Consider the following 23,968-nt stretch of genomic DNA (forward strand, 5'->3'; position numbering starts at 1 on the left):
CGCGGCAGAGTGGCTGACGCGTTGAGGCCCGACGAGCCGCAGCCGATTCGTCTGCGTCCGGCGGAGGCCCTCTGCTATTGTTGGGCTGGAGAGTCGCGATGCGTTCGGCCGGCGGCGGACTAGCGCGGTGACGATGCTCCCTACTGGGAGTCGCCGACTGGCGGCCAGCCGGCCTCACCCACGAGCGGGACGAAGCGGACCGACGACAGCTCTTCGTACTGGAAGTGTTCGTCGCCACTGCCCGCGCTTCGGCGGACGACGCGCAGCAGCCGCTGGGACTCCTTGGTCTCGCCCACGGGGATAACCAGGCGGCCCCCTTCGGCGAGTTGATCGAGCAACGCGGGGGGCACGCCGGGGGCGCCGGCCGCGACGACGATCGCGTCGAACGGCGCCGCGTCGGGCCAACCGCCGGCGCCGTCGCCGCGCCGCACGTGGACGTTGTCGTACCCCAGCCGCGCAAGGCGCTGCCGCGCCTCGTCGGCCAGCTCGCGGCGCCGCTCCACCGTGTAAACCTCGCGCGCGACGCGCGACAGCACCGCGGCCGCGTAGCCCGAGCCGCCGCCGATCTCGAGCACGCGGTCGTCTGGCGACAGCCCGAGGGCCTCGACCATGTACGCGACGACCAGCGGCTGCGAGATCGTCTGCCCCGCGCCGATCGGCAGCGGCGCGTTGCGGTAGGCGAACTCGCGCATCGCTTCGGGCACGAACTCTTCTCGGGGCACGGCCCGCATCGCGTGGAGGACCGCCTCGTCGTGGATGCCGAGGCCGCGCAGCTCGCGCTCCACGAGCCGGTGGCGTTGCTGCTGGAAATCGAGAGCGCCCATCCGTTACCTCCCCGCCGGGGTTCGCTTGTTTTGCGTGTCTCTCGCAATCCTACGCATCCCCCATGCCGGCGGGCGGTCGGCTAAAGCAGCCGCGCGAGGGCCTGACGGAAAACAGGGCGGCCCGTTGCGGGCTCGGGGCGTGGGCGGCGGTCATACTGGGTGGTTCCTGCCGCCACGCGGGCAGGGCCGCTTGTTGGCCGACCCCCGATTGCGAACGCTATGCGCCTTCCACGAGTCCTCGCCTGCTATGCGCTTGCCTTGTCGGTCGCCGCGACGGGAGGCCTTCGCGCGGAGGTGCACCTGACCGTGGGGCCCCTCGACCAGGGCGCCCAGCACCAGACGATCCAGTCCGCCGTCGACGCGGTCCCAACCGGCGGCGCCGAGCGGTACGTGATCGACATCCTGCCGGGCGTGTACACGGCGCGGGTCATCGTGCCGTCGGACAAACCGAAGATCACGCTGCGCGGCCAGGACCCCCTGACGACCAAGATCACGTTCTACGAGACCGCCAACACCCCGCCGAACGAGTCGTCGGTCCACGCCACGGCGGTCGTCCGCGGCGCCGACTTCGTCGCCGAGAACCTCACCTTCGAGAACTCGCACGGGCCGGGTGTTCAGGCGCTGGCGATGTACGCCAAGGCGGACCGGCTGGTGTTCAACAACTGCCGCTTCTTGGGTTGGCAGGACACGCTGCGGTCGGAGCACGGCCGCCATTACTTCCACAACGTGTACGTCGAAGGGAGCGTCGACTTCGTGTACGGACGCGGCACGGCCTACTTCGAAGACTCGACGCTCTTCGCCAAATCGGCCGGGTACGTGACCGCGCAGGCGAGAGAGTCCTCCGGCGACACAGACGGCTACGTGTTCAAGAACACCGCCGTCACCGGCTCGGCGAACCCGGGCAGCGTGTACCTGGGGCGGCCGTGGCAGAAGTACTCGCGGACCGTGTTCATCGATTCGAAGCTGGGCGCGGTCGTCAACCGGGCCGGGTGGTCCGCGTGGTCGGGCAACAACAACCACCTGACCGCGTACTACGCGGAGCACAACAGCACGGACCTAGGGGGCGAGCCGCTCGACTTGTCGGGGCGGGTCGCTTGGTCGCACCAGCTCACGGCCGCCGAGGCGGAGGCCTACAGCAAGGAGAATTGGCTCGGCGGGGCCGACGGTTGGAGCCCCGTCGCGTTTGCTATCCCCGCTCTGCCCGGTGACTACAACGCCGACGGCGCCGTCGACGCGGCCGACTACACGGTGTGGCGCGACGCGGCCGACGCGGCCGACGCGGGCGCCACGCTCACGAACGAAGCGGCCACGCCGGGCGTCGCCGACGCGGAGGACTACGCGGTTTGGACGCACTACTTCGGCCGCCGGCTGGCGGGCGGCGCCGCGACCGCAGCGGCGCCCGAGCCGGCGGCGGCTGCCGGGGCCGTCTGCTGCCTCACGGCGTCGCTGTGCCGCTCGCGCCGGCGCTGCGTAGCAAAGAGTTGCTTGCTCCTATCCGTCAACGAGAGAGGCCGATGAGCGTCACGAGATCCCTCCCCCGCTTGGCGTGCGGCCTGGCCGCGTGCGGCTTGGCCGCGTCGGCCGGCGCTTCGCACCACGCGACGGGCTTCGCGTCGGTTGCGGCGCTGGGCCTCAGCAGCACGACCGGGGGCGCCGGGGGGCCGGTGGTTGTGGTCGACAACCAGGACGAGCTCGAGTTCTACCTGCGGGGCGACAGCCCGCGGACGATCGCCGTGCGGGGTAGCATCCTCATCGACAATTTCGGCGAAGAGCTGTCGGTCGGTTCGAACAAGACGATCCTCGGCCTCGGCGCCGACGCCGAGATCGTCTACGGCGGGCTGAACATCGACAACCAGTCGAACGTCATCATCCGCAACCTCACGATCCGCGACAGCTACGTCGAGGGCGACTGGGACGGCAAGACCCAAGACTACGACGGCATCCAGGTCGACGACAGCCACCACATCTGGATCGACCACGTGCACGTGACCCGCATGGGCGACGGCCTCATCGACCTGCGCGGCGGCGGCCTCGATTACGTGACCATCTCCAACAGCATCCTCAGCGACCACAACAAGGCGCTGGGCGTCGGCTGGACCGACGAGTCGGACCAGCACGTGACGATCCACCACACGTGGATCCGCAACACCAACCAACGCAACCCTTCCTACGACAACGTCGTCGGCCACTTCTACAACAACTTCTTGGAAGACATCAGCAGCTACGGCCTCAACCCCCGGAACGACGCGGTCGTCGTCTCGGAGAACAACGTGTTCGAGAACGTGAACAAGCCGTACAACATCAGCGGCGACGCCGAGCTGCGCGTGAGCGGCGATGTGCTGATCAACTCGCCCGGCGCGTCCACGCCGCGGGGCGACGCGTTCACGCCGGGCGACTTCTACAGCTACACGCTCGACGACACGGCGGAACTTCGCGACCTGATCAGGGCCAACTCTGGGCCGCAGGCGTGGATCGGCGTGTACCCGCTCGATGGCGACTACAACCAGGACGGCGTGGTCGACGCCGCCGATTTCACCGTGTGGCGCGACCGCTTTGGCGACCCGGCCGGCGCCCTACCCAACGACCCGAACACCGGCCCAATCGGACCGGCTCAGCACGCCACCTGGGCGGCCAACTACGGGAGCGCCGCGCCGTCGCTGGCGGCGGCGGTCCCCGAGCCGGCGGCGGTTGTCTCGCTGCTGCTAGGCTCTTGGGCGATGTTGATCCCGCGCCGCACGGGCTCCGGGACGTAATTGGCGCACCGCGGCCGGTAACCGCGTGGCGGCGGGGGTTAGTGCTATCCGCCACCCGGGCCCGCAGGCCGAAGGCCGGCCGACTCGCACGCACCGGGCGACGCTAGCAGGCGCCCGCGCGGCGACCAGCCTTTTGTGTCAACGCACAGCGGATAAAAGACTTCTCAGCGATCAGCGCGGCGCGGTGACTGACCGTCCCGCCGCCAACGGTCGGGCCCACGCCCGGCCGCTTTGCGCGCCGCTTCCCGCGCGCGGACGCCGCGACGGATCCCGCACCGGTTTCGCGCGACGGGCCGGTTTTGCGCGACGGGCCGGTCGGCTGCTGCGTCGCGGCGGTGTTTTAGGAGCTGAGCACGCGGCTCCTCAAGTGCTTCGCCACACGGCGCGGGGGTATTCCGAAGACCGGATGGTATAGGGTTTGCTCCGCTGTTGGCGAACGCCAGGCCGCTTCTTGTCGGCCTTATGGGGGTTCGCCGCGTTGGAGCCATCGGCGGGCGCCGCCCGCCGAGACCGATGCGATCAGGCGAGGATGGCTTCTGGCTTCTGAACTCGATTCAAGACAACGCAAGTCCGCCGCTCGCCCTCGGCGCAGCGCGGCGGGACGAGCGAAACACATAACGAAGGACTCCTCGATGAACGTAGCCCAAGTCGCACCGCTTACGGAGAGCGTCCCGCCGAAGACCTATGGCGGGATCGAGCGGATCGTGTCTTACCTGACCGAAGAGCTCGTCGGGCGCGGCCACCGGGTGACGCTGTTCGCCGCAGGCGACTCGCAGACCTCCGCCCGCCACGTCGCGGTGGTCGAGAAGTCGCTCAGGCAGTGGGACCAGCGGCCCGACGCGGTGATGTGCCACGTGATGCAGCTGGCCGAGGTGGTGCGGCTCGCGCAGGAGTTCGACGTGATCCACTACCACACGGACGTGTTGCAGTACCCGTTGGGGAGGCTGATGAGCGTGCCGATGCTGACCACCCTCCACGGGAGGCTCGACGTGCCTGGCGCCGCGGAGCTGTTCGGCGTGTTCCGAGAGGCGCCGGTCGTGTCGATCTCCGACTCGCAGCGCCGTCCGCTACGCACCGCGAACTGGTTGCGGACGGTCTACAACGGGATCCCCGTCGAGCGGTACGGGTTCCGCGCGGAACCGGGCGAGTACTTCGCATTCCTCGGCCGGTTCACCCCCGAGAAAGGCCCTGAGGAGGCGATCCGGATCGCCCAGCGGACCGGCGTGCCGATCCGGATGGCCGCGAAGGTCGACAGCGTCGACACCCAGTACTTCGCGGATCGCATCCAGCCGCTGCTGGAAGACCCGCTGGTCGAATACATCGGAGAAGTCGGCGACAAGGAAAAGAGCGACTTCCTCGGCGGCGCCAAGGCGCTGCTGATGCCCATCAACTGGCCCGAGCCGTTTGGCCTCGTCATGGTCGAAGCCATGGCGTGCGGCACGCCGGTGATCGCGTTTAACCGCGGCTCGGTCCCGGAGGTGATCCGAGACGGCGTCACGGGCTTCATCGTCGACTCGGTCGACGCGGCGGTCGACGCGGTGGGCAGGCTCGACTCGATCGACCGCGCCGAGTGCCGCCGGCACTGCGAGCGCAACTTCTCGGTGGCCCGGATGGTCGACGGCTACGAGGACGCGTACCGCTCGCTGGTCTCCAGCGGCTCGATCGGCGCTCCGGGCCGGCGCTGGGCCATCCCCGAGGTCCCCGCGCTCGACGCGCAGCCGGTCGCCGCGGCGATGTCGCGGATCCCGCCCTCGACCAACGGCGCCGCCGGCGCGGGCCTGCCCGGCGCGCCAGTGAGCCTGCGCCCCGCCCGCTAGCGTGGTCCCCCCGGCGAGCGTGCGCGGCGACAGGAGTACTCGGGCGGCCCGGCCGCCGAAGGATTCTTAATTAATGGATGTCAAGCTCCCCAAAGCGACGCAGAGCAACGGCGCGGCCGGACGGGACCAGTCCGAGGCGGACGAGATCATCCGCTTCAAGGACCAGCTCTACATCGCCGTCGGTTCCCAGCGCACGAGCTCCGGCGGCGAGGTGCTCAAGCGCGGCGACACGTTCGCCGTTGTCGACAAGCTCGGCGAGATCGGCGTCACGGGCATCAGCGAGCACGGGGTCTACCACCGCGGCACGCGGCACCTGTCGCGCTGGGAGCTGTTCGTCGGCGGCTCGCGGCCGATGCTGCTCAACACCACGATGGATCAGGAGAACAGCCACCTGGTCGTGCAGATGACCACGGCCGACCTCCCGCTCGGCGACGGCTTTGTGATCCCGCACGGGGCGCTGCACATCTTCCGCACGCTGCGGCTGGAGCACGCCGGGTTCCGCGAAGAGCTCAAGCTGACGAACTACACCAACCGAGAGATCTCGCTGCCGCTGGAGTACCGCTTCGCCGCGGACTTCGTCGACATCTTCGAGGTGCGCGGGGCGCCGCGCAAGCGGCGCGGGGAGCTCCTGGACCCCGTCGTGGCCGACCACTCGGTGGCCCTGCCGTACGCGGGCGTCGACGACCGCCGCCGGCAGACCGTGTTGCGGCTCGGCGGCCAGTGCGACCTGAGCTCGCACGACAAGGAGCACTTCCGGCTGCGGGTCGACCTGCCGCCCGGCGCGTCGCAGGTGGTGGAGGTGAAGAGCCGGTTCGAGAACGTCGCCAACGACGGCGGGTCGGTGGGGGGGATCGGGCTCGCGGAGCCCTCCCGCGATCCCGCGGGCCCGGCCGACGGCGACTTCCGCACCGCGGAGATCGCCACGCCGAACGAGCGGTTCAACGAGTGGCTCTCGCGCTCCCTCGCCGACCTCCGGATGCTCACCACCGAGACCCCCTACGGCCTGTACCCCTACGCCGGCGTGCCGTGGTTCTCGACCCCCTTCGGACGCGACGCGCTGATCACCGCGCTGGAGACCCTGTGGGTGTGGCCCCAGCTCGCGCGGGGGACGCTCGAGTTCTTGGCGGCTCACCAGGCCAACTCGGTCGACCCGGAAACCGAGGCCGAGCCGGGCAAGATCCTCCACGAGGTCCGCGACGGCGAGATGGCCGCGACCGGCGAGGTGCCCTTCCGCCTGTACTACGGCACGGTCGACTCGACGCCGCTGTTCGTGATGCTCAGCGGCGCCTACTACCGCCGCACGGGCGACCTCAACTTCATCCGCAGCATCTGGACGAACATCCAGCGCGCCCTGAACTGGATCGACCAGCACGGCGACTCCGACGGCGACGGCTTCGTCGAGTACCAGTCCCACAACGAACGGGGGCTGATCCACCAGTGCTGGAAGGACTCGCACGACTCGGTTTTCCACAGCGACGGCCGCCCGGCCACGGGACCGATCGCCGTCAGCGAGGTCCAGGCCTACGTCTACCAAGCGAAGAACGACGCCGCCGAGCTGGCCGTGGCGCTCGGCGAAGAGCGGCTGGCGACGCGACTGCGGGAGGAGGCCCGCGGGTTGAAGCAGCGGTTCAACGAGCGCTTCTGGTCGTCGCCGATCCAGACGTTCGCCCTGGCGCTAGACGGCGACAAGCAGCCGTGCGAGGTCCGCAGCTCCAACTCCGGCCACCTGCTGTTCTGCGGCATCGCCGACGAGGCCTACGCGCCGGCCACCGCGCGCACGCTGATGAGCGAGGCGGGCTTCAGCGGCTGGGGAATCCGCACCATCGCCAAGGGCGAGGCCAACTACAACCCGATGTCGTACCACAACGGCACCATCTGGCCGCACGACACGGCCATCGGCGGCGCGGGGCTGGCGCGGTACGGCTTCCGCGACGCGGCGCTGCGGGTGCTCAACGGGCTGTACGAGGCCGCCCTCGTCGAGCCGCTGCACCGCCTGCCCGAGTTGTTCTGCGGCTTCGAACGCCTGCCCGGCCACGGGCCCACCCTCTGGCCCGTCGCGTGCAGCCCCCAAGCCTGGGCGGCGGGCGCCGGCTTCGTGCTGCTGCAGGCGCTGCTGGGCCTGAAGTTCGACGCGCCGAACAACCGCGTCAGCCTCGAGCGCCCGATGTTGCCCAACTACCTGCAGCGGCTGTCGATCCGCGGCCTGCGGGTCGGCAGCGGGGCGGTCGACCTCGTGGTCCACCGCCACCCGCGCGACGTCGGCTTGTACGTCGAACGCAAAGAGGGCGACGTCGAAGTCGTCGTCATCAACTGACCAGCGCCTGGGCGCCCGGCTGTGAAGCGGCTCAAGGCTGAAGCGGCTCAGGGCTGCAGCACGACCTTGATGCACTCCCCCTTCTGCTCGTTGAACATCCGGTACGCGTCGGGCGCGTCGCGTAGCGGCACGCGGTGGGTGATCAGGAACGTGGGGTCGAAGCCGCCGCCGTTGCCGTCGCCGGTGATCCGCTCGAGCAGCGGCTGCATGTAGCGGTGCACGTGGGTCTGGCCCATCGCGAACTTGAGCCCTTTGCTGAACGCGGCGCCGAGCGGGACCTTGTCCAGGAAGCCGCCGTACACGCCCGGCATCGACACCGTGCCCCCCTTGCGGCACGCGTAGATCGCTTGCCGGAGCGCGTGGATGCGGTCGGTCGCGAGGAAGACCGACTGCTTGACGCGGTCGTAGATCGCGTCGATCGACTCCCCGTGCGATTCCAGGCCGACCGCGTCGATGCAGCGGTCCGGGCCCATGCCGCCGGTCATCGCGTCGAGCTCCGAGGCCACGTCGGCCTCGGCGAAGTTGATCGTCTCGGCGCCGGTGTGCCGGCGGGCCATCTCGAGCCGCTCGGGCACCTGGTCGATCGCGATCACGCGCTCGGCGCCGAGCCACCGCGCGCTCTGGATAGCGAACTGCCCAACCGGCCCGCAGCCCCACACGGCCACCGTGTCGCCGGGCTCGATCTGGCAGTTCTCCGCGGCCATGTACCCGGTGGGGAGGATGTCCGAAAGGACCAGCACCTGCTCGTCGGACAGGTGGTCGGGGACCTTGCACGGGCCGACGTCGGCGTAGGGGATACGCACGTACTCCGCCTGCCCGCCCGCGTACCCGCCGAGCATATGAGAGTAGCCGAACAGGCCCGACGCGGAGTGCCCGTACAGCTTCTTGGCGATGTGGGCGTTGGGGTTCGAGTTGTCGCACAGCGACCACAGGTCGCGTTGGCAGAAGAAGCACGCGCCGCACGCGATGGTGAAGGGCGCCACGACCCGGTCGCCCACCGACAGGTTGTGCACCTCGTCGCCGAGCTCGACGACCTCGCCCATGAACTCGTGCCCCAGGATGTCGCCCGACTTCATGGTCGGGATCATCCCGTTGTACAAGTGCAGGTCGCTGCCGCAGATCGCGGTCGACGTGACGCGGATCACCGCGTCGCGCGGGTTCAGGATCTTCGGGTCGGGCGTGTCCTCGACGCGCACGTCGTGCTTGCCGCGCCAGCAGATGGCCTTCATGGGGTGTTCTCCGTGCCGGTTGGGTGTTCAGTGGAGTGTTTCAGAGGGGTCAGGCGCCGCGGGGTTGGCCGGCGGTGGTCGGCGCCACGCCGGCTTCCATAACGCTCTTGAAGCGAGCGAGGTCTTCGCGGAGTTGCTTCTCCAAGCCGGCGCCGAACATCCACGCGATGCCGGCCCCCACCCGGCCGCCCGGCGGGTTGTATTTCATCTCCACCCGGACGACGGTCCCGCGGTCGTGGCCGAGCGGGGTGAAGCGCACGCTGCCGGCGGTGTCGACTCGGCTGCCGGGCAGCGACCGCCAAGAGATCATGTCCGGCTCGCGTTGGTTGATGACCTCCGCTTCCCAGTCGACGCTCTGCCCCAGCGGACCCTCGGCGACCCACCGCGAACGCTGCTCGTCGAGCACCTCGACGCTCTTCAGGTGACGCATCACCGCGGGCAGGCTCTCGAGGTCGCTCCACCGCTCGTACAGCTCACCGGCGCCGCGGTTGATGGTGACCGACTCGTCGACGCGCACCCCTTGCTGCGCGGGGACGGCGGTCGCGTCGTTGTGCCCCGCGGTGTTGATGCCCAGCGCGCCGTACGCGTGGCAGTGGCCGGTCCAGCCGCGGTACAAGAGGCTGCCGCCGGCGAGGCTCATCACCAAGCCGCTCGCTCGACCCCTGGTGAGCCCGGCGAGCAACAGCGCGGCGCCGCCCCACTTGGAGAGTTGCTGCTCGCGCCGGCTTATGTTGCGGGGCCGCCCTTCCTCCGCGGGCTCCGCGGGGTGGAGGGCGTCGTGGTGCGACGAAACGCTGTGTGTCGGAATATTGGGAGTGGCGGTGCTCATCTGTTCGTTCCTCGTCTTACAGGGCGCCGGGGCCGCCTGGGGCGCCGGCAGGGGGTAGTTCCTTGTTTCGTGCGGCCGCCCGGTCGCCCATCCGGGTGAGCCAAGGGGGCAGCCACGCCGGCCGGCTCTCGCCGCCGCTGGCTTGGCGCCCGCCGATGCCGCCCGGCCGGGGCAACGCGCGGTCGACGAGCGCAAGGCCCTCGGCGGTCAACGCCGGCGCGAGGGCGTGGAGCGTCGCGAGCAGTTTCGCCGGCCAGGCCGGGATCACGAGCGCCCGCCCGTCGCGCGCGGCTCGGAGGATCTGGTCGGCGGCGCGGCCGGCGTGCACCGCGAAGCCCGGCGCCGACGCGGCGACGCCGAACCACGCGAACTCTTGCTCGTGCCGCCCCTTGAAGTTCGCGTTCACGTGGCCGCCGGTCCGCATCACCCCGGGGCAAACGGTCGTCACGTACACGCCGTCCTTCTGCAGCGCCACTCGCCAGCCCTCCGACAGGCCAACCAGGGCGAACTTGCTCGCGCAGTACGGCAGCATGTGCGGCACGCTCACCAGCCCGCCGACCGAAGCGATGTTGACGATCCGCCCCCGCCCGCGGCGGCGCATCTCCGGCGCGACGGCGAGCGTCGCCCGCAGCGGGGCCCAGAAGTGGACGCGCATGGCTTCGCGGAAGTCGTCCTGGGTCATCTCTTCGCTGGGCCCCACCTGCATGACGCCGCGTTGTTGACGAGCACGTCGATCCCGCCCCAGGCGGCCCGCACGGCCTCGATTGTCGCGGCGAGTTGGTCAGCGTCGCGGATGTCGCACGTCAACCCGAGCACGGTCCCGCCGCGTCGTCTCAGCTCGCGCTCGGCCCGTCGGACCTCGCCGGCGTCGGGAGCGCAGATGGCCACCAGCGCGCCGTCGGCGACCAGCCGGCGGGCCATGAGCAGCCCCAGTCCACGTGACCCTCCGGTGATGAGGACGCGACCACCCTGGAAGTCGAACCGCCGCGCGCGTCGGACCGCGTACCGCAGCGCGAGCGCGCCGGCCCCTGCCGCCAGGGCGCCGAGGGCCGCTCGACGCGGGTCGATTCGAGGATTCCGCATCGGTATCGGGGGGTGTGCGGTGGCTGGCGGTCGGACACGGCCGGCCCGGAGGCCGGGTGAGGGTCGCCACGCTGCACATACCGTGCGCATTCCGCGCAGCGGCGACGGGCCGCTAGCTGTCCGCGTGCCAAGGAGCGGGCGGCGGCGATGCGGCGGCGGACGCCCGCTGAGTGGGGTTTGTCATCCGCGTCGGCTCCGATTGGCGTTAGCGAGGAGCGAGCGCACCCGGCGCGCCGCGCGGCGCGCGTCGGGTGGGCCGAAGTGGAGCACGGCGATCGTCCCAACCAGCAGCGGGACGGGCGCCAGGGTCAGCAGCAGGTTGTAGCCGAAGGCCTCGTTGAAGATGCCCGCGGCCACTTGCTTGCCGATCCGCGAGTCGCAGTAAGGGCAGGCCAACAGCGGCGATCCCCAGCCGGACAGCACCCACGCGGCGAGGGCCGCCGCCGGGCGCCGCGTCGAGGCTCGCGGTCTTCGATCTCGAGGCCTCGCCATAACGCTTCTCCTTGCCGGGGTAATCGGACGTCGTCCACTCGGTCGTTGGTCAGCTCCAACTCCAGAGCGTCACCGTGTAGCCGCCGGTGGCGTCGGCGTCGGGAACACCGTTGACGTCGAAAGCGATCGCGCCGGCGGCGTCCGCTTCGCACACGCCGCTCGCGTGGCAGCCCGTGAAGTACCAACGCGCGCCGACCCGCGGCACGATCTGGTTCCACTTGGCCCGCGGGTAGCACGATGGCAAAGCAAACCGCGCGCCCATGCCGCTGCTGGCCCGCGCGCTTGATGAGGATCATCGGGCCGTTCATCGCGGACCGCTTTCCCGCCCCAGCGGCGGACGAATCGCGAACGTGTCGCTCAGGCGGTGTGGCCGCTCTCGCTGGGACAGCTTCTCAGCGAATGGCCCCGCCGGCGCCGTCGCGCGCGGCTCGTTCCAGGCGCTCTCGGGCGATGCCCAGGAGCAGCCGGGTCTCTTCGAGTTCGGTCGAGCCGTCGACTCCGAGCTCCTCGACGCGGTCTTCGAGGCGGCGCAGTGCCGCCAGCGCGTCCGCCAAGCGGGCGGCCCGCACGCCTCGGTCGAATTCGCTTAGCCCGGAAGCGGCGGCCGCCGGCGCCGCTGACAGAGCAAGAGAACGCGCCGGCGGCGTTTCGACGCTCAGGCTCGCGACGGCCTCGACAGGGGGCCGAGGGGCGACACCCAGCGCGGCCCGCGCGTCGGCGGGTGCGGGCGCCTGGGCGAGGAGGTTGGGCGGGGCCGCTATCGGTACGGGTGTTGGGGAGGCCCCCGGCCGGTCGCCGGGATGCGTAAGGACACCGCCGTCGAGCGTTCCGAAGAACCCGCGCGAACCCTCCGCGATAGCCGCGTTCAGCAGACGGGCCGGGTTGTCCATGGCGAAAACCTCTTGCCGCACGCCATCGAGGCTCCAACGGAGCGCCGTGTTGTCGCTCTTGCCGACCGTCACTAAGGCGCCATCGCCCGCCACGGCGAGCGCCGCGACGCCCGCCTCGTGGGCGGTCCACCGGCCGGCGGTCTCGCCGGTGTGCATGTCCCACAGGCGCAGGTCGCCGTCGAGGCTCGCCGTGGCGAGGCGGTCGCCGCCCTCGAGCCACTCCAGAGCGACCGCGGCGTCCTTGTGCCCGCGCAGCGAGTGCAGCAACGCGCCCGTTTCGGTCTCCCAGACGTAGACGCCACCGTCGCGGTCGGTGGCGGCGACCAGCAGGCCGTCGGGGCTGAAGCGAGCTTGCAGGACCCAGTCGGTAGGCTTGTCGTGCGTTTGGGCCTCCTCGCCCGACAGGGTCGAGAGGACGCGCACCTTGCGGCTCGGCCCGCCGACGACGACGCGCCGGCGATCGGGGCTCAGGTCGGCCGTGAGCACCGCGTCGGTCGCGTCGGCCCATTGCCACGCACGGGCGGGCTCGCCCTGGAGCGACCAGACCACCACGGCGCCCGACCGGCCGTGCGTGCCGCCCGCCGCCGTGAGCCACTCGCCGTCGGCGGAAAAGGCGAGGCTCTGCGGCTCCCCTTCCGGGAACGGCAGCGCGCCGATCGGCCGCTGGGTGGACGCCTCGTAGAGCCAGACGGCGAGCTGCCGCCCGACGGCTAGTCGGTCGGCGGACTCGGACGCCGCGAGCGCTACGACCGGGCCGTGCCGCTCGGGCGACGCGCCGCCCGGATCAGCCGGCGGCGTGGGAGTTTCCGCCGCAGACGGCGCGGCGCTCATTGCCGGGGCCGCTGGGTCGATGTCGTCGTCCGTTTCGGGGAGGCCGAGCTCGATCCAGCGGCGCAGCAGCGCGAGGTCGGCGTCGGGCACACGCTCGCCACCGGGCGGCATCACCGGCTCCTCGTCGTGCGCGGTCACCAGGTAGAGGAAGCTGTCGTCCGGCGCGCCGCCGACCACCACCTCGCCCGAAGCGCCGCCGGCAATCACGCCCTCGTAGCTCGACAGGTCGAGCCCCGCGCTGCCGCGCCCCGCGCCGTGGCACACGACGCAGTGCCGCTCGAGAACCCCGCGCACGGCGCTGCGGTAGCTCGCCCCCTCGGCGGCGATAGCGGCGGAGGTCGAAAAGATCAGCAGCGCGGCGGCGAGTGCGTGAATGGGAGTGGCCATCAGTGGTTGAACAAGAACTCTTTGCTGTTGAGCAGCGCCCAGAACACGTCGTTGAGGCTCTGGGCCGGGTCGGCGCTGTCGATCGTGGCGAGGAGCCGCTCGAGTTCCACCTCGGTCGGCCGGCGGCTGTAGCACGCAACGTACAGCCGCTCGACGACCTGCCGCGGTGTGGCGCCACCGCCGAGCAGCCGGGGCACGACGCCCCCTTCGGTGACCTTGTCGTTCGTGGCGTCGCCGTTGAGCAGGTGCAGCGCCTGCGAAAGGTTCGGCTGCACGTCGACCTCACAGGCGCACACGGTCTCGCGCGGCGCGCGGCCGAAGGTCGAGAGGAAGTAGTTGCTCGTGGCGCCGTCGGCGATCTGCGCGGCGCGGGCGCCGGCCGGCAGGCGGGGGAAGTCGTCGGTCGTGGCGGTGATCTGCGAGATGCTGTCGAGCAGCGCCTCGGCGCGCAGGCGTCGCACCTGCGCGCGGGAGAAGTGCTTCGCGTCGTGCCGGTTGGTGGGGTTCGCCGCTGTGGCGAGTTGGTAAGTCCGCGACGTGACGATCTCACGCACCAACGAGCGGAGGTCGTAGCCGGACTCCACCAGACGCCCCGCCAAGTAGTCGAGCAACTCTTCGTTCGAGGGGGGGTTGCTGATGCGGACGTCGTCGACCGGCTCGACGATCCCCCGGCCGAAGTGGTGCGCCCAAACGATGTTCGCCAGGTTGCGTGCGAAGGCTTTGTTCTGGGGGCTGACGATCCACTCGGCGAGGGCCTCGCGGCGGTCGCGGTCCTCGCAGTCGGCCGGGCCGCCGCCGAGGTAAGTCGGCGCGACGGGCTCGCCGGTCACCACGTGGTCGATCTCGCCGCGGCCCGCGTCGTAGACGATGAACTCCCGCGGGTCGCGCGATTGCTTGAAACCCACCTGGCTGAAGAACGACGCGAACCCGTAGTAGTCGTCCATCGTCCAGCGGTCGAACGGGTGGTTGTGGCACTGGGCGCACTGGATCCGCATGCCGAGGTAACTCTGGGCGACGTTCTCGGTGAGCTGCAGGGAGTTGGCCTCGATCTGGAAGAAGTTCGTCGAGGGGGTGTCGAACGTGCCGCCGCTGGCGGCGAGCACCTCGCCGAACAGCCTATCGAGCGGTTCGCCGGCGGCGACCCTGTCGCGCACCCAGTTGTGGAACCGCAGCAGCGCCTTGTAGCTGACCTGGTTCTCCGAGCGGATACGCAGCAGCTCGCCCAGCCGCATCGTCCACACGTCGACAAACGCCTGGGACCGCAGCAGCTCGCCGACGAGCCTTGCCCGCTTGTCCGGCGACTCGTCGGAGAGGAAGGCCTCGAACCGCTCGGGGGTGGGCGTGAGGCCGGTCAGGTCGAGCGACACGCGCCGCAAGAAGACCTCGTCGGAGCAGACCGCCGACGGCGTGATGCGCAGCTTGCGGAGCTTGTCGTAGACAACCCGGTCGACCTCGTTGAACGCTTCGGGCTCGGTGAACTCGGGGCCGCCCCCTTCGGGGAGCACGATCACCGGCACGCCCTCGGTGAACGTGGCGTAGCGGGCCATGACGAACGCCTCGCCGCGGGCGCCGCTGGTGACGACGCCCGCCTCGTCGACGGCGGCGGCCGAGTCGTTGTTGCTGAGGTACACCGCCAGCGGCGTCACGTCGCGGGTGGCGCCGTCGGCGTACCGCGCGACGACGACCAGCCTCTGCCGCTGCGTGGGCCCGACGAGCACCGCCTCGGGCGGGTAGACCGTGATGCCGATCGGCTCGGCGTCGGCGGCGGACTCCTCGGCGTCATCCCCCGCGCCTTCTTCGATCCACCGCAGTAGGGTTGCGTACGACTCGCTATCGCGGTCGAACCGTTTGCCGCCGGTGTGCGGCGACTCGCCGATCGCTTTGGTCAGCAGGAGGCTCGCCTCGGGGCGGGCGACGTTCACCCGGCGGCCGGGCATCTCGCCGACCAAACGGAAGTGGTCGCCCGGCGGGTCGAAGCCGAACAGCGACAGCCGGAAGCCGTCCTGCCCGCGCGCCGAGCCGTGGCACTTGCCCATGTTGCATCCGGCCTTCATGAAGACCGGCATCACGTCGCGGCCGAAACTGAGCGGCGCGTCGGCGTCGCTCCGCTGGACGGCGACCGGGACCTCGGCCGAGTGGCCGTCGTGGGCGACACGCAGGGTCGTCGCGCCGTCGGCCGATGGGCGGAGCACGCCGTGCTCGAAGGCCGCGATTGACTCGTCGGCGACCCGTGCGTCGCATTCGTCGGTGACGTCGCGCGTCTCACCGGTGGGGAGCACGCGCTGGACCACCACGGCCTGCCGGTCCCGCACGCCGGCGAGCGAAGCCTCCGGCGGGTAGACACGCAGCTCGGCCGCGGCGACCGCCGCGGTGAGCGTGAGACCGATCGACGCGATCAGGGTGTCGTAATTCGAATTCATCCTTGTGGCCTCGCTGCGCTCCGGGCCCGCGCCGCCTCGCGGCGCAGCTCTTCCAATCGGCTGATCTGTCGCCGCGCGGCGCCGCCGGGCGCGACCACCTCGAGCACGCCGCCCCGCCCCACGAACTGCCTGACCGGTTCGGGGGGCTCGCCGACGGCCAGCTCGACAAACAGCGTGTTGTGCAGCGCGGCGGGCGTGTCGGCGCCGGCGCGCACCGGGAACGCGAACTCGGATTGACCGGGGGCGAGCGTGACCCGCGGGGCGGTGGCGTGCTTCGGCAGGCCGTGCAGGGTGGCGGTCGCCGCACCGGGGGAGTCGACGATCCAATCGACCAGACACCGGACGGTTGTCTCGTTCCCCTGCTCGACGGTCGTGTGGGCGATTCGCAGCTCGGCGTGCGGCGCGACGAGGCGGACCGGCGTGCGGTCCGACGCGGCCGCCACCTCGGCCCCGTCGATCCGCGCGGCGCCGACGAAGAGCACCGTGTGCTCGCCCGGCGCCGCGCGGTCGGTCGCGATCAGCGGGAAGACGGTTTCGGTTTGTCCGGCCTCGATGGTCACCGGGTCTTCGCTCCGCTCGACCCACTCGGGGAGCCGCGGCGAGGTGATCGTCACCGGCCCGTCGAACCCCTCTCCGCGATCGACGCGGACAACGAGGTCCTTGCGGCCGTCGCGCGCCAGCGGCGAACGCGGCGGCTCGACCGTGATCCTGAACGGCGGCGGCTCGGTCACCGCGATCGGCGTGCGGTCGATCCGGGGGCCGTAGTAAACCGTGCGGCGGGGCTCGCCGAACACCAGCCCCACCTCGTGCGACAGCGAGCCGATCACCGTGCCCGACGGGCCATCGCCGTAGCCGGCCACCCGCGACAGGGTCGCCGTCAGCGGCGCGTCGGCCTCGGCCTCGAGCAACGCGACCGTGAGGTGCTCGCCAGGCGGGATCGGGTCGACGGTCGCCCGGACGCCGCTCGGCAGGTCGCCGAAGTCGATCGTAACCGGCCCGTCGAAGCGATCACGCCGCGCGGCGACCAGCACCGCCGTCCGCCCGCCACGCGGCACGTGGATCCGCTGGCTCTCTTGCGGGCGAAGGGGGTCGAGGATCGGCGTCGTAAGGGCGAGCGACGGCTGCACCGGGGCGACCTCGATCCGGTAAGCGTGCGACGGGCCGCCGCGGCCCAAGTGGTCGCGGATCGAAAGCTCGTGACGGCCGGTCTGGGCGACGCGGAAGCGGGCGCGGCTGTCGTGGATGGCGCCGTCGTCGTCGTTCCGGACGAGCGGGCCGCCCGGGCCGTCGACGGCGATCACCGCATCGACCGGCGAGCCGACCCGCGCGGCGAAGACCTCGACCTCGAGCAGCTCGCCCGCGATCGCTTGGAAGCCGTAACGGTCGCTCTCGCCCGGCTCGGAGAGCACCCCGTTGAGAGCCACGGGGGCGGCGCCGACGTCGTCGCTGGACTCCGAGCCCTCGACGACGTTGCGCAGCTCCGCGACGCGTAGCGGGATCGGCGTGGGCGACACGGCGGCGCCCGCGTCGGAAGCTCGCCACCGCAACCAGGACGCTGCCGGCAAGAACGGCAACTCGAGGCGGGCTTTGATCGGCCCCCGCGCGTCGCTCAGCAAGACGGCGGCGAGCTCTCCCCCCGGCCCGCCCGCCGGAAGGGCCGACTGCACGACGGGGAAGTCGCCCACGTGCACCAGGTAGCGCGACTCGAAGTCGCCCCCGAACGCGGCCTCGCGTATCCGCAACACGTGGGGGCCTTCGGTTTCCGCGACGAAGGAAAGCCGCGGGTCTTGCAGGGAAACGGGGTCGTCGTCGGCCGAAGCGACGACCGTCCCGCTCGGGTCGACAACGTCGATGAACGCGTCGAAGAACGCCGCTCCCAGACGCATCGCGACCACGTCGACCGACAGCCGCTCTCCGGCGGCCAGCTCGACGGCGAAGCAGTCGACGTCGGCCTCGTCGATCACGCCCCGGATGGTCAGCCCGTCGCCGCGCTCGATCGACTGGGCCCCGTCCGGGGTGTCGTTCGGCTCTTGCTCTTTAGCGATCGGAAACGGCCCGACGTGCAGCGTGGCCATCTCTGACAAGCCGCGCGGGCCTACGATCAAGAACCGGTGCTCCCCGAGCGGGCAGTCGTCGGCGGCTCGCACCGCGACGGCAAGCTCGTCGTCCTCGTTGACGGCGATAGACTCCACCGCGATCCCCCCGCCGTCGAACAAGAGCCCGGTCGCGTTCCCCAGGCGTTCGCCCGCGACGACGACCTCGCAGGCCGCGCCGCGCTGCAAACCGCGCGGCTCGACCCGCGTCACCCGTGGCGACCAAGCGAGCGCAGCGGGAGCGGCGACGCAGAGCAGCAGGAGCGCTCTGGATTGAGAACGGCTGAGCGGCCTCACGCAATGATCTCCCGGATCGGCCGGCCGCCATCGACGATGTCGAGCGGGCGTTCGCCTGGCGCCATCAGCTCCTTCGTGTAGTCGACGCCGAGCTGCTTGTAGATCGTCGCGGCGAGGTCCTCCGGCGAGACCGGGTCGCTGGCGGGCTCGGCGGCCAGGGCGTCGGACGCGCCGTGCACGTAGCCCCGCTTGAGGCCACCGCCGGCCAGCACGACGCTGAACACCCGCGGCCAGTGGTCGCGCCCCGCGCCGGCGTTGACCATCGGCGTGCGGCCGAACTCGCTGCACACGACGACCATCGTGCGCTCGAGCAGGCCGCGCTCGTCCATGTCGGCGATCAGCGCGGCCAGGGCTTTGTCTAGCGGCGGCAGGATCCGCTCGGTCGTGCGGAAGTGGTACGTGTGCGTGTCCCACGCGCCGTAGCTGAGCGACACGAAGCGGACGCCGGCCTCGATCAGCCGGCGGGCCATCAGCATCCGCGCGCCGGCCTGGCCTTTGCCGTATCGGGCGAGGGTCGCCCTCGACTCGGCCTTGAGGTTGAAGGCCTCGCGCGCCTGGGGCGACGCGAGCACCGAGTACGCCCGCTGGTAGAACGCGTCCATCGCGTCGATGCCGTCGGCCTCTTCCATCGAGGTGAAGTGGTCGTCGACCATGTCGAGCAGGTTCTTGCGGTGGGCGAACCGCTCGTGGCCGACCCCCTCGGGCAGCGACAGGTCGCGCACCTTGAAGCTGCGGCGCGCCGGGTCCGAGCCGAGCGAGAACGGGCCGTAGGCCGAGCTCAGGTAGCCGGCGCCCGCGTACTCGCTCGTCGGGTTGGGCACGCACACGTAGGGGGGCATCTCGTTGCGCGGCCCGAGCTCCGACGTGACGACGCTGCCGATGCTCGGGTAGATGATCGCCGGGCTGGGGCGGTAGCCGGTGATCATGTTGTGCGTGCCCCGCTCGTGGGCCGCCTCGGTGTGGGTCATCGAGCGGATGATCGTCAGCCGGTCGGCGACCTTGGCCGTGTCGACCATCAGCTCGTTGAACCGCTCGCCCGGCAGGGCCGTCGGGATCGAGTCCATCTCGCCGCGGTACTCGCTCGGCGCGCCGGGCTTCGGGTCGACGAACTCTTGGTGCGCGACGCCGCCCGGCAGGTAGATCTGGATCACCGAGTCGCAGGCCGGCGCGGCGGCGCCGCGTGCGGAGGCCGCCGAGGCCTCGCTGCGAAACCAATCGCCCAGCGTCAGGCCGAGCGTGGCGACCGAGCCGACCTGTAAGAACTCGCGGCGGCCGAACGGCGCGCGCGGGCCACCGCAGCGATCGGGGCGGGGCGTCATGCCGGGACTCCTGCTGGGATGTGAGAGGGGGCGCCGCCCGTCAGCGCGGCGCCGCGACGACTTCCAGCGACGGCCTCAGGTCTTCCTCGATCCAGTCGCTCGAGTAGAAGTCCCAGCCGTTGCCGCCGGTGTTGACAAAGACCCAGCCGCGGTTGGGCTCGCCGTCGGCCCACGCCTGAACGGTCTGGGTCACGTCGAACTGGACCTCTTGGCGGTCCATGTTGATCTGGCCGAAGTTGAAGCCGTCGCGTACGGGGCTCGCCTCGACGCCGTCGACGCTCACGCCGGCGGCCATGCCGTCCCACGTGCTCGACGCGCCCCACGGGGCGAGCACGCGGTGCAGGTAGACGGTCGTGCCCGGGTCGAACACGACGATGCGGAGCGTCGCCGCGACGACGCGGCTCCCCTCGGGGACCTGCTTGTCGCCGTCGCCGATCAGGTCGCCGAAGCGCATCAGCACCTGGCTCTCGCCGCCGCCGTTGTTGCCGTCGGCTGTCATCGTCCCCTGCCGGTCCAGCGGCTTCGACGGGGCGATGGCCCAGATCTCGGTGTCGACCGCCCCGGCGTAGCCGCCGTCGCCTTGCCGCAGCACGATCCGCTTGGTCGCCTGCGAGGCCGCTCCACGCGCCGACGGCTGGGTCGCCGTTGCTTCCACGGGCGGCTCCGGTCCGCCTGCGTTCGGGGCGGAGGCGCCGGCCGGGCCGGCGCCGAGTCGCTCTGCCTGAAACTCGTAGGACCTCACGCCGGAGCCGGACTCGAAGTCGACGTCGCCGGTCAGACGACCGTCGACGAGTTCGAAGGCGAACAGCCCCTTGGCCGGCATGCCGGAGCGGCGGGTCTCGACCTCAACGACGTAGAACCCCGACTCGATCGCCGCCGACGCGACACGGCCGCGGTGGCCGTCGGCTTCGAAAGCGGCCGCGACCGGCAGCCGCGACCCCCCCTCCTCGCTCGGCGCCAAACGAAGCCGCGCAAAGTAAATCTCGCCGCCGCCGTCGATCCGCAGACGCCAGTCGCCGTGGATGGCTGTCCAAGCGTCGCCGTCGGCGCTGGCCGTCGCTGCGAGCAAACCGAGCACGCAAGCGATGTGAAAAAGTCTTCCCATTCCCTTGCACCCCTCTCCGCACACGGTTTGGCCTGATCGTGGCCGCAAGATACCGAGCGATCCGCCGGTGGCGACCGGTCAAACGCGTTTGGGCGGCGAGATTCACAGACTCTTTACACACGCCATGTGCTTTGAGGTCCGACTCGAATGTGAAGCTTTCGGTCTCCTATGCGCCCCAAGTCAAATCAGACTTTCCGATCGGTGGAAACGCTCGACGTGGATCGCCGTCCGCGCCGGCGCATCGACGCGGCCGTCACGCGGCGCCGCCGCACACGCTCCACCCGCCCGGCGGTGACCGCTTCCGGTGTTCGTTCGCACGACCGGAACGCTCTACTGACACCGAGCGACGGGCCGCCGGTTGGCGGCCGGCTCGGCGGAGTGACCCATGGAGGGACGCGAGCCCCCCATCACGTGAAGCAGCCCGCCAGTCGCGGGTCCGAGTCGATCATCGCTTCGACATCTCCAACGCAGTCGCGGTGCTGGAGGATGGTGAACCGATCGCACTGGCTCTGCGAAGCGGCCCGGGTCGCTTCCAGCCACTCGTCGCGCGAGAACGGCTCTGCACGGATCCCGTCCCAAAAGCGGGTGTCGTCGAAGAGCCGTGCGATCGTGGCGGTGTGGCCGCCGCCGTGCAGCCGGCTCGTGAGGTACGCCGCGACCCCCACCTGAAGCCCGTGGTAGCGCGGCCGCTTGCTCGATCGGTCTAGCGCGTGAGAGATCAGGTGCTCTGCGCCGCTGGCGGGGCGGGAGGAGCCGCAGATCGCCATCGCGACGCCGCTGATCATCAGCGCGGTCGCCATCACCTGCAGGCTCTCCGCGTCGCGGTGCGGCCGGGCGATGAACTGGTAGACCGTCGAGGTCGACAGCAGGGCCGCCAGGTCGTCGACCGCCTCGCCCCGCTCGTGGTACGCCAGCTTCCAATCCTGCACCGCCGTGAGCTTCGCGATCAGGTCGCCCACGCCGGACCACCAGAGGACTTCCGGCGCGTCGGAGCAGACGGCCGTGTCGACCACCACCGCGAAGGGCATCCGGCACGGCAACGACTTGCGCCGGCCTTGCAGAGCGAGGCTGCTCTGCGGGGCGCAGAAGCCGTCGTTCGACAGCGAGGTCGGCACGGAGTAGTAGGGCGCCCCGGCGAGGCTCGCGACGTACTTGGCCACGTCGAGGGCGCGGCCGCCGCCGACGCCGAAGACCGAGTCGCAGCCCGCCGGCAACTCGGCGAGCAGGTCCGCCGCGACCGCGAAGCTCGGGTCCTCGACCTCCCGCTCGAGGGCGAAAGCGATCCCCCGCTCGGCGAAGCCGTCGCGGACCGCCGTCATGATCGGGTCGGGCAAGCCGGCGCTCGCGAGCAGCGCGGGCTTCGCCCGCTCGTGCCGCGCTGCGTAGAGGCCGAGTCGGCCCAACGCGCCGGGCTTGATGCGGACGAACGACGGGATGTCGACTTGTGCTGGTCCCACGGCCTTCCCTCCTGCGGTCGGTTGCGCGCCGGGCTCGGGCCGAGGCAGCCAGCGGCGCCGTCCTCGCTCGCGCTTAGGCTTCCCCTAAAAGCAAACCTCGCACGACATCCCCCCAAGTGGAAAATGGCCTGAAGCCGAGCTTGTGCTCGCCGAGCGCACCGGCTAGGTCCGCCCGCGCGAAGCGGCGCGATTCGCCGACGAGCCGCGCCGCGGTAAGGTCGGTGAAGCCGTCACCGCAGTAGGCGACCGTCTTGCCTTCGTCCAGCAGCCGTTGCACGACGAGCCGCTTGTCGACCCCGTTCTCCTCGCAGCCGAACGGCGAGAGCTCCGGCCGCCGCATCGTGAGCCGCCCGTGTTCGATCCGGCCGATATTGGTGATGACCGGCAGCCGGGCGCCGGCCCGCTCGAGCAGCCGGTCGATGTACCACTGGCAGCCGGACGACACGATCAGCACGCCCCACCCGGCGCTCGCTAGCTCGTCGACGAGGCCCGGCAGGTCGCCCGGCAGCGTGATCGCGTCGAGCACGGCCAGCAGCGCCGCCTCGCCCCCCTCGGCCGCCTCGAAGTACTGCCGCAACGCATCGAAGTGCGACAACTGGCCGGCGCGGTACTCGCTCCAATAGTCGGGCGTGTCCTCGGGGACGAGCCGCGCGCGAATCAGCTGGTAGAAGTCGGGGTGCGCGAGGGTGCCGTCGAAATCCGAAACGAGGACCGACTGCGCCGCGAGCGATTCCTGGAACGCCTTGGAGTGATCCATCGATTAGTCGCTGAGGGACGACACGACCGGCAAGCGGTCCTGCGAGGGCCGAGGGGGCAGACGCTTACTGTAGGGCAGCCATCGTCGATCCGACACGCCCCGCGGGGCCGACCGCGGCGGGCGCGATGGCCCCGAAGTAGCCCCGCTTCGGCGACTCGGACCTAGAGCGGGTCAGCACGTCGTGCGTCGAGCGGGCCAACCTCAGCCTGCGGATGCACCTGCGGCGGCTCACGCGGCTGACCAACGGCCACAGCAAGAGCATGGAGCACCACGTCGCCATGCAGGCGATCTTCTTCGCTTGGTACACCTGGCGCCGCGTCAACACGGGCGTGGAGGGCAAGCAGACCCCGGCGATGGCCAGCGGGCTGGCGGAGGAGGCTTGGACGATTCGGGAGCTTTTGGAGCGGGCCGCGGAGAAGGCTCTTGCTGGCTAAGCGAAACTCAATTCCGCCAGCTCTCGGTTCTCGCACGTCACAAAGATGTCCCTTACGCTGCGGTCGCCGTCAATCTCGACGATGAGCTGCGCGTATCCGTTGGGCAACTCGTCAGCATTTCGGAGCATCATCGTGTCAACGCCAATCTCGGCGACGTCGTAGCGCCGGCCATTGCACAGCAGCTCAATGCGGATTTCCGCTGAGTAGCCGCCGTCCTCCCAAAGTCGTCCCATGCTGTTTTCTCAAGATCAGGAGCGCAGGGCGCGAGCATACGCCACGGCACGGGGACTCGTTCTAGCCCAGGAAGTCGGCTCGGGTACAGATGGGGCTGTGTGGAAAACGCTGAAAACGCCCACGACCGTACGGGAATCCGTTGTTAAAGTGTTTGAGCGCGACCGTCAGTATAGCGCCGAACGCAATTGCTACCAACGACTTAGGGAACATGGCGTCCGAAAAATCGGCATGTTCTCCGTTCCTCGGCTTATCGGTTTCTGCGACGTACTTGTTTACCGCCCTCGCGCTATTGCGCCCTTGTTTGAGTGGGTCTAGCTTGGGTGCATGGACGCCCGCGGACCCGAGACGGACTGCCCGAACTGCAAGCGGCTCGAGCGAGAGGTCGCGGAGCTTCGTGAGGAAG

Annotated in this window: 18 protein-coding genes and 1 pseudogene; 5 read left to right on the top strand and 14 right to left on the bottom strand. The window is 70.6% G+C overall.

Annotated features, from left to right (window positions below; all coding sequences use genetic code 11):
* Positions 1 to 140: 140 nt before the first annotated feature.
* On the bottom strand, positions 141 to 824 hold the full coding sequence (locus tag RIC11_RS18620) for a protein-L-isoaspartate(D-aspartate) O-methyltransferase (protein WP_350213785.1): 684 nt from the start codon (positions 822 to 824) through the stop codon (positions 141 to 143).
* 219 nt (positions 825 to 1,043) lie between these two features.
* On the opposite strand from RIC11_RS18620, the gene RIC11_RS18625 reads away from it, so the two are divergent.
* From RIC11_RS18625 to RIC11_RS18640, 4 genes are all read left to right on the top strand, one after another.
* A complete protein-coding gene (locus RIC11_RS18625) occupies positions 1,044 to 2,342 on the top strand; it encodes a pectinesterase family protein (protein WP_350213787.1) in 1,299 nt (432 codons plus the stop codon).
* On the top strand, positions 2,339 to 3,577 hold the full coding sequence (locus RIC11_RS18630) for a pectate lyase family protein (protein WP_350213789.1): 1,239 nt from the start codon (positions 2,339 to 2,341) through the stop codon (positions 3,575 to 3,577). The genes RIC11_RS18625 and RIC11_RS18630 overlap by 4 nt, the downstream gene beginning before the upstream one ends.
* Positions 3,578 to 4,209: 632 nt before the next feature.
* A complete protein-coding gene (locus RIC11_RS18635) occupies positions 4,210 to 5,394 on the top strand; it encodes a glycosyltransferase family 4 protein (RefSeq protein ID WP_350213791.1) in 1,185 nt (394 codons plus the stop codon).
* A 73-nt stretch (positions 5,395 to 5,467) separates the two neighbouring features.
* Entirely contained in the window at positions 5,468 to 7,708 is a 2,241-nt protein-coding gene (locus RIC11_RS18640) for an amylo-alpha-1,6-glucosidase (RefSeq protein WP_350213792.1), read from the top strand.
* Between the two features lie 47 nt (positions 7,709 to 7,755).
* On the opposite strand, the gene RIC11_RS18645 is transcribed toward RIC11_RS18640, so the two are convergent.
* The 12 genes and pseudogenes from RIC11_RS18645 to RIC11_RS18700 all read right to left on the bottom strand — a co-directional run bounded on the left by RIC11_RS18645 (position 7,756) and on the right by RIC11_RS18700 (position 22,897).
* Positions 7,756 to 8,937, bottom strand: coding sequence for a zinc-dependent alcohol dehydrogenase (locus RIC11_RS18645; protein ID WP_350213793.1), 1,182 nt, complete (start codon positions 8,935 to 8,937; stop codon positions 7,756 to 7,758).
* Positions 8,938 to 8,986: 49 nt separating this feature from the next.
* Positions 8,987 to 9,766 carry an SRPBCC family protein gene (locus RIC11_RS18650; RefSeq protein ID WP_350213795.1) on the bottom strand — a complete coding sequence of 260 codons (780 nt, stop codon included), beginning with the start codon at positions 9,764 to 9,766 and terminating at the stop codon, positions 8,987 to 8,989.
* 16 nt (positions 9,767 to 9,782) lie between these two features.
* Positions 9,783 to 10,939: pseudogene (locus tag RIC11_RS18655) on the bottom strand (SDR family NAD(P)-dependent oxidoreductase).
* Positions 10,940 to 11,029: 90 nt separating this feature from the next.
* Positions 11,030 to 11,341: a hypothetical protein gene (locus RIC11_RS18660; RefSeq protein ID WP_350213797.1), complete on the bottom strand. Its 312-nt coding sequence runs from the start codon at positions 11,339 to 11,341 to the stop codon at positions 11,030 to 11,032.
* Positions 11,342 to 11,390: 49 nt separating this feature from the next.
* On the bottom strand, positions 11,391 to 11,585 hold the full coding sequence (locus RIC11_RS18665; protein WP_350213799.1) for a hypothetical protein: 195 nt from the start codon (positions 11,583 to 11,585) through the stop codon (positions 11,391 to 11,393).
* A 148-nt stretch (positions 11,586 to 11,733) separates the two neighbouring features.
* A complete protein-coding gene (locus RIC11_RS18670) occupies positions 11,734 to 13,449 on the bottom strand; it encodes a c-type cytochrome domain-containing protein (RefSeq protein ID WP_350213801.1) in 1,716 nt (571 codons plus the stop codon).
* Positions 13,449 to 15,869 carry a DUF1549 domain-containing protein gene (locus RIC11_RS18675; RefSeq protein ID WP_350213803.1) on the bottom strand — a complete coding sequence of 807 codons (2,421 nt, stop codon included), beginning with the start codon at positions 15,867 to 15,869 and terminating at the stop codon, positions 13,449 to 13,451. The genes RIC11_RS18670 and RIC11_RS18675 overlap by 1 nt, the downstream gene beginning before the upstream one ends.
* Positions 15,866 to 18,259 carry a hypothetical protein gene (locus RIC11_RS18680; protein WP_350213805.1) on the bottom strand — a complete coding sequence of 798 codons (2,394 nt, stop codon included), beginning with the start codon at positions 18,257 to 18,259 and terminating at the stop codon, positions 15,866 to 15,868. Before RIC11_RS18680 ends, RIC11_RS18675 begins: the two co-directional genes overlap by 4 nt.
* Positions 18,256 to 19,578: a DUF1501 domain-containing protein gene (locus RIC11_RS18685; RefSeq protein WP_350213806.1), complete on the bottom strand. Its 1,323-nt coding sequence runs from the start codon at positions 19,576 to 19,578 to the stop codon at positions 18,256 to 18,258. The genes RIC11_RS18680 and RIC11_RS18685 overlap by 4 nt, the downstream gene beginning before the upstream one ends.
* Before the next feature lie 40 nt (positions 19,579 to 19,618).
* The gene (locus RIC11_RS18690; protein WP_350213808.1) at positions 19,619 to 20,683 is read right to left on the bottom strand and encodes a DNRLRE domain-containing protein; all 1,065 of its coding nucleotides are present in this window, start codon (positions 20,681 to 20,683) and stop codon (positions 19,619 to 19,621) included.
* Positions 20,684 to 21,090: 407 nt separating this feature from the next.
* The gene (locus RIC11_RS18695) at positions 21,091 to 22,140 is read right to left on the bottom strand and encodes an iron-containing alcohol dehydrogenase family protein (protein WP_350213809.1); all 1,050 of its coding nucleotides are present in this window, start codon (positions 22,138 to 22,140) and stop codon (positions 21,091 to 21,093) included.
* A 73-nt stretch (positions 22,141 to 22,213) separates the two neighbouring features.
* The gene (locus tag RIC11_RS18700; RefSeq protein ID WP_350213811.1) at positions 22,214 to 22,897 is read right to left on the bottom strand and encodes an HAD-IB family phosphatase; all 684 of its coding nucleotides are present in this window, start codon (positions 22,895 to 22,897) and stop codon (positions 22,214 to 22,216) included.
* 212 nt (positions 22,898 to 23,109) lie between these two features.
* On the opposite strand from RIC11_RS18700, the gene RIC11_RS18705 reads away from it, so the two are divergent.
* On the top strand, positions 23,110 to 23,331 hold the full coding sequence (locus tag RIC11_RS18705) for a hypothetical protein (protein WP_350213813.1): 222 nt from the start codon (positions 23,110 to 23,112) through the stop codon (positions 23,329 to 23,331).
* On the opposite strand, the gene RIC11_RS18710 is transcribed toward RIC11_RS18705, so the two are convergent.
* Entirely contained in the window at positions 23,328 to 23,564 is a 237-nt protein-coding gene (locus tag RIC11_RS18710) for a hypothetical protein (protein ID WP_350213815.1), read from the bottom strand. The two genes, RIC11_RS18705 and RIC11_RS18710, sit on opposite strands and share 4 nt — an antisense overlap.
* Positions 23,565 to 23,968: the final 404 nt, after the last annotated feature.

Source organism: Botrimarina sp. (assembly GCF_040219535.1).
Taxonomy (GTDB): Bacteria; Planctomycetota; Planctomycetia; order Pirellulales; family Lacipirellulaceae; genus Botrimarina.

What these genes read in the sequence shown, in the direction of transcription:
- RIC11_RS18620 (WP_350213785.1), bottom strand. Translation starts at nt 824, where the DNA reads ATGGGCGCTCTCGATTTCCAGCAGCAACGCCACCGGCTCGTGGAGCGC.
- RIC11_RS18625 (WP_350213787.1), top strand. Translation starts at nt 1,044, where the DNA reads ATGCGCCTTCCACGAGTCCTCGCCTGCTATGCGCTTGCCTTGTCGGTC.
- RIC11_RS18630 (WP_350213789.1), top strand. Translation starts at nt 2,339, where the DNA reads ATGAGCGTCACGAGATCCCTCCCCCGCTTGGCGTGCGGCCTGGCCGCG.
- RIC11_RS18635 (WP_350213791.1), top strand. Translation starts at nt 4,210, where the DNA reads ATGAACGTAGCCCAAGTCGCACCGCTTACGGAGAGCGTCCCGCCGAAG.
- RIC11_RS18640 (WP_350213792.1), top strand. Translation starts at nt 5,468, where the DNA reads ATGGATGTCAAGCTCCCCAAAGCGACGCAGAGCAACGGCGCGGCCGGA.
- RIC11_RS18645 (WP_350213793.1), bottom strand. Translation starts at nt 8,937, where the DNA reads ATGAAGGCCATCTGCTGGCGCGGCAAGCACGACGTGCGCGTCGAGGAC.
- RIC11_RS18650 (WP_350213795.1), bottom strand. Translation starts at nt 9,766, where the DNA reads ATGAGCACCGCCACTCCCAATATTCCGACACACAGCGTTTCGTCGCAC.
- RIC11_RS18660 (WP_350213797.1), bottom strand. Translation starts at nt 11,341, where the DNA reads ATGGCGAGGCCTCGAGATCGAAGACCGCGAGCCTCGACGCGGCGCCCG.
- RIC11_RS18670 (WP_350213801.1), bottom strand. Translation starts at nt 13,449, where the DNA reads ATGGCCACTCCCATTCACGCACTCGCCGCCGCGCTGCTGATCTTTTCG.
- RIC11_RS18675 (WP_350213803.1), bottom strand. Translation starts at nt 15,869, where the DNA reads ATGAATTCGAATTACGACACCCTGATCGCGTCGATCGGTCTCACGCTC.
- RIC11_RS18685 (WP_350213806.1), bottom strand. Translation starts at nt 19,578, where the DNA reads ATGACGCCCCGCCCCGATCGCTGCGGTGGCCCGCGCGCGCCGTTCGGC.
- RIC11_RS18690 (WP_350213808.1), bottom strand. Translation starts at nt 20,683, where the DNA reads ATGGGAAGACTTTTTCACATCGCTTGCGTGCTCGGTTTGCTCGCAGCG.
- RIC11_RS18700 (WP_350213811.1), bottom strand. Translation starts at nt 22,897, where the DNA reads ATGGATCACTCCAAGGCGTTCCAGGAATCGCTCGCGGCGCAGTCGGTC.
- RIC11_RS18705 (WP_350213813.1), top strand. Translation starts at nt 23,110, where the DNA reads ATGCACCTGCGGCGGCTCACGCGGCTGACCAACGGCCACAGCAAGAGC.
- RIC11_RS18710 (WP_350213815.1), bottom strand. Translation starts at nt 23,564, where the DNA reads ATGGGACGACTTTGGGAGGACGGCGGCTACTCAGCGGAAATCCGCATT.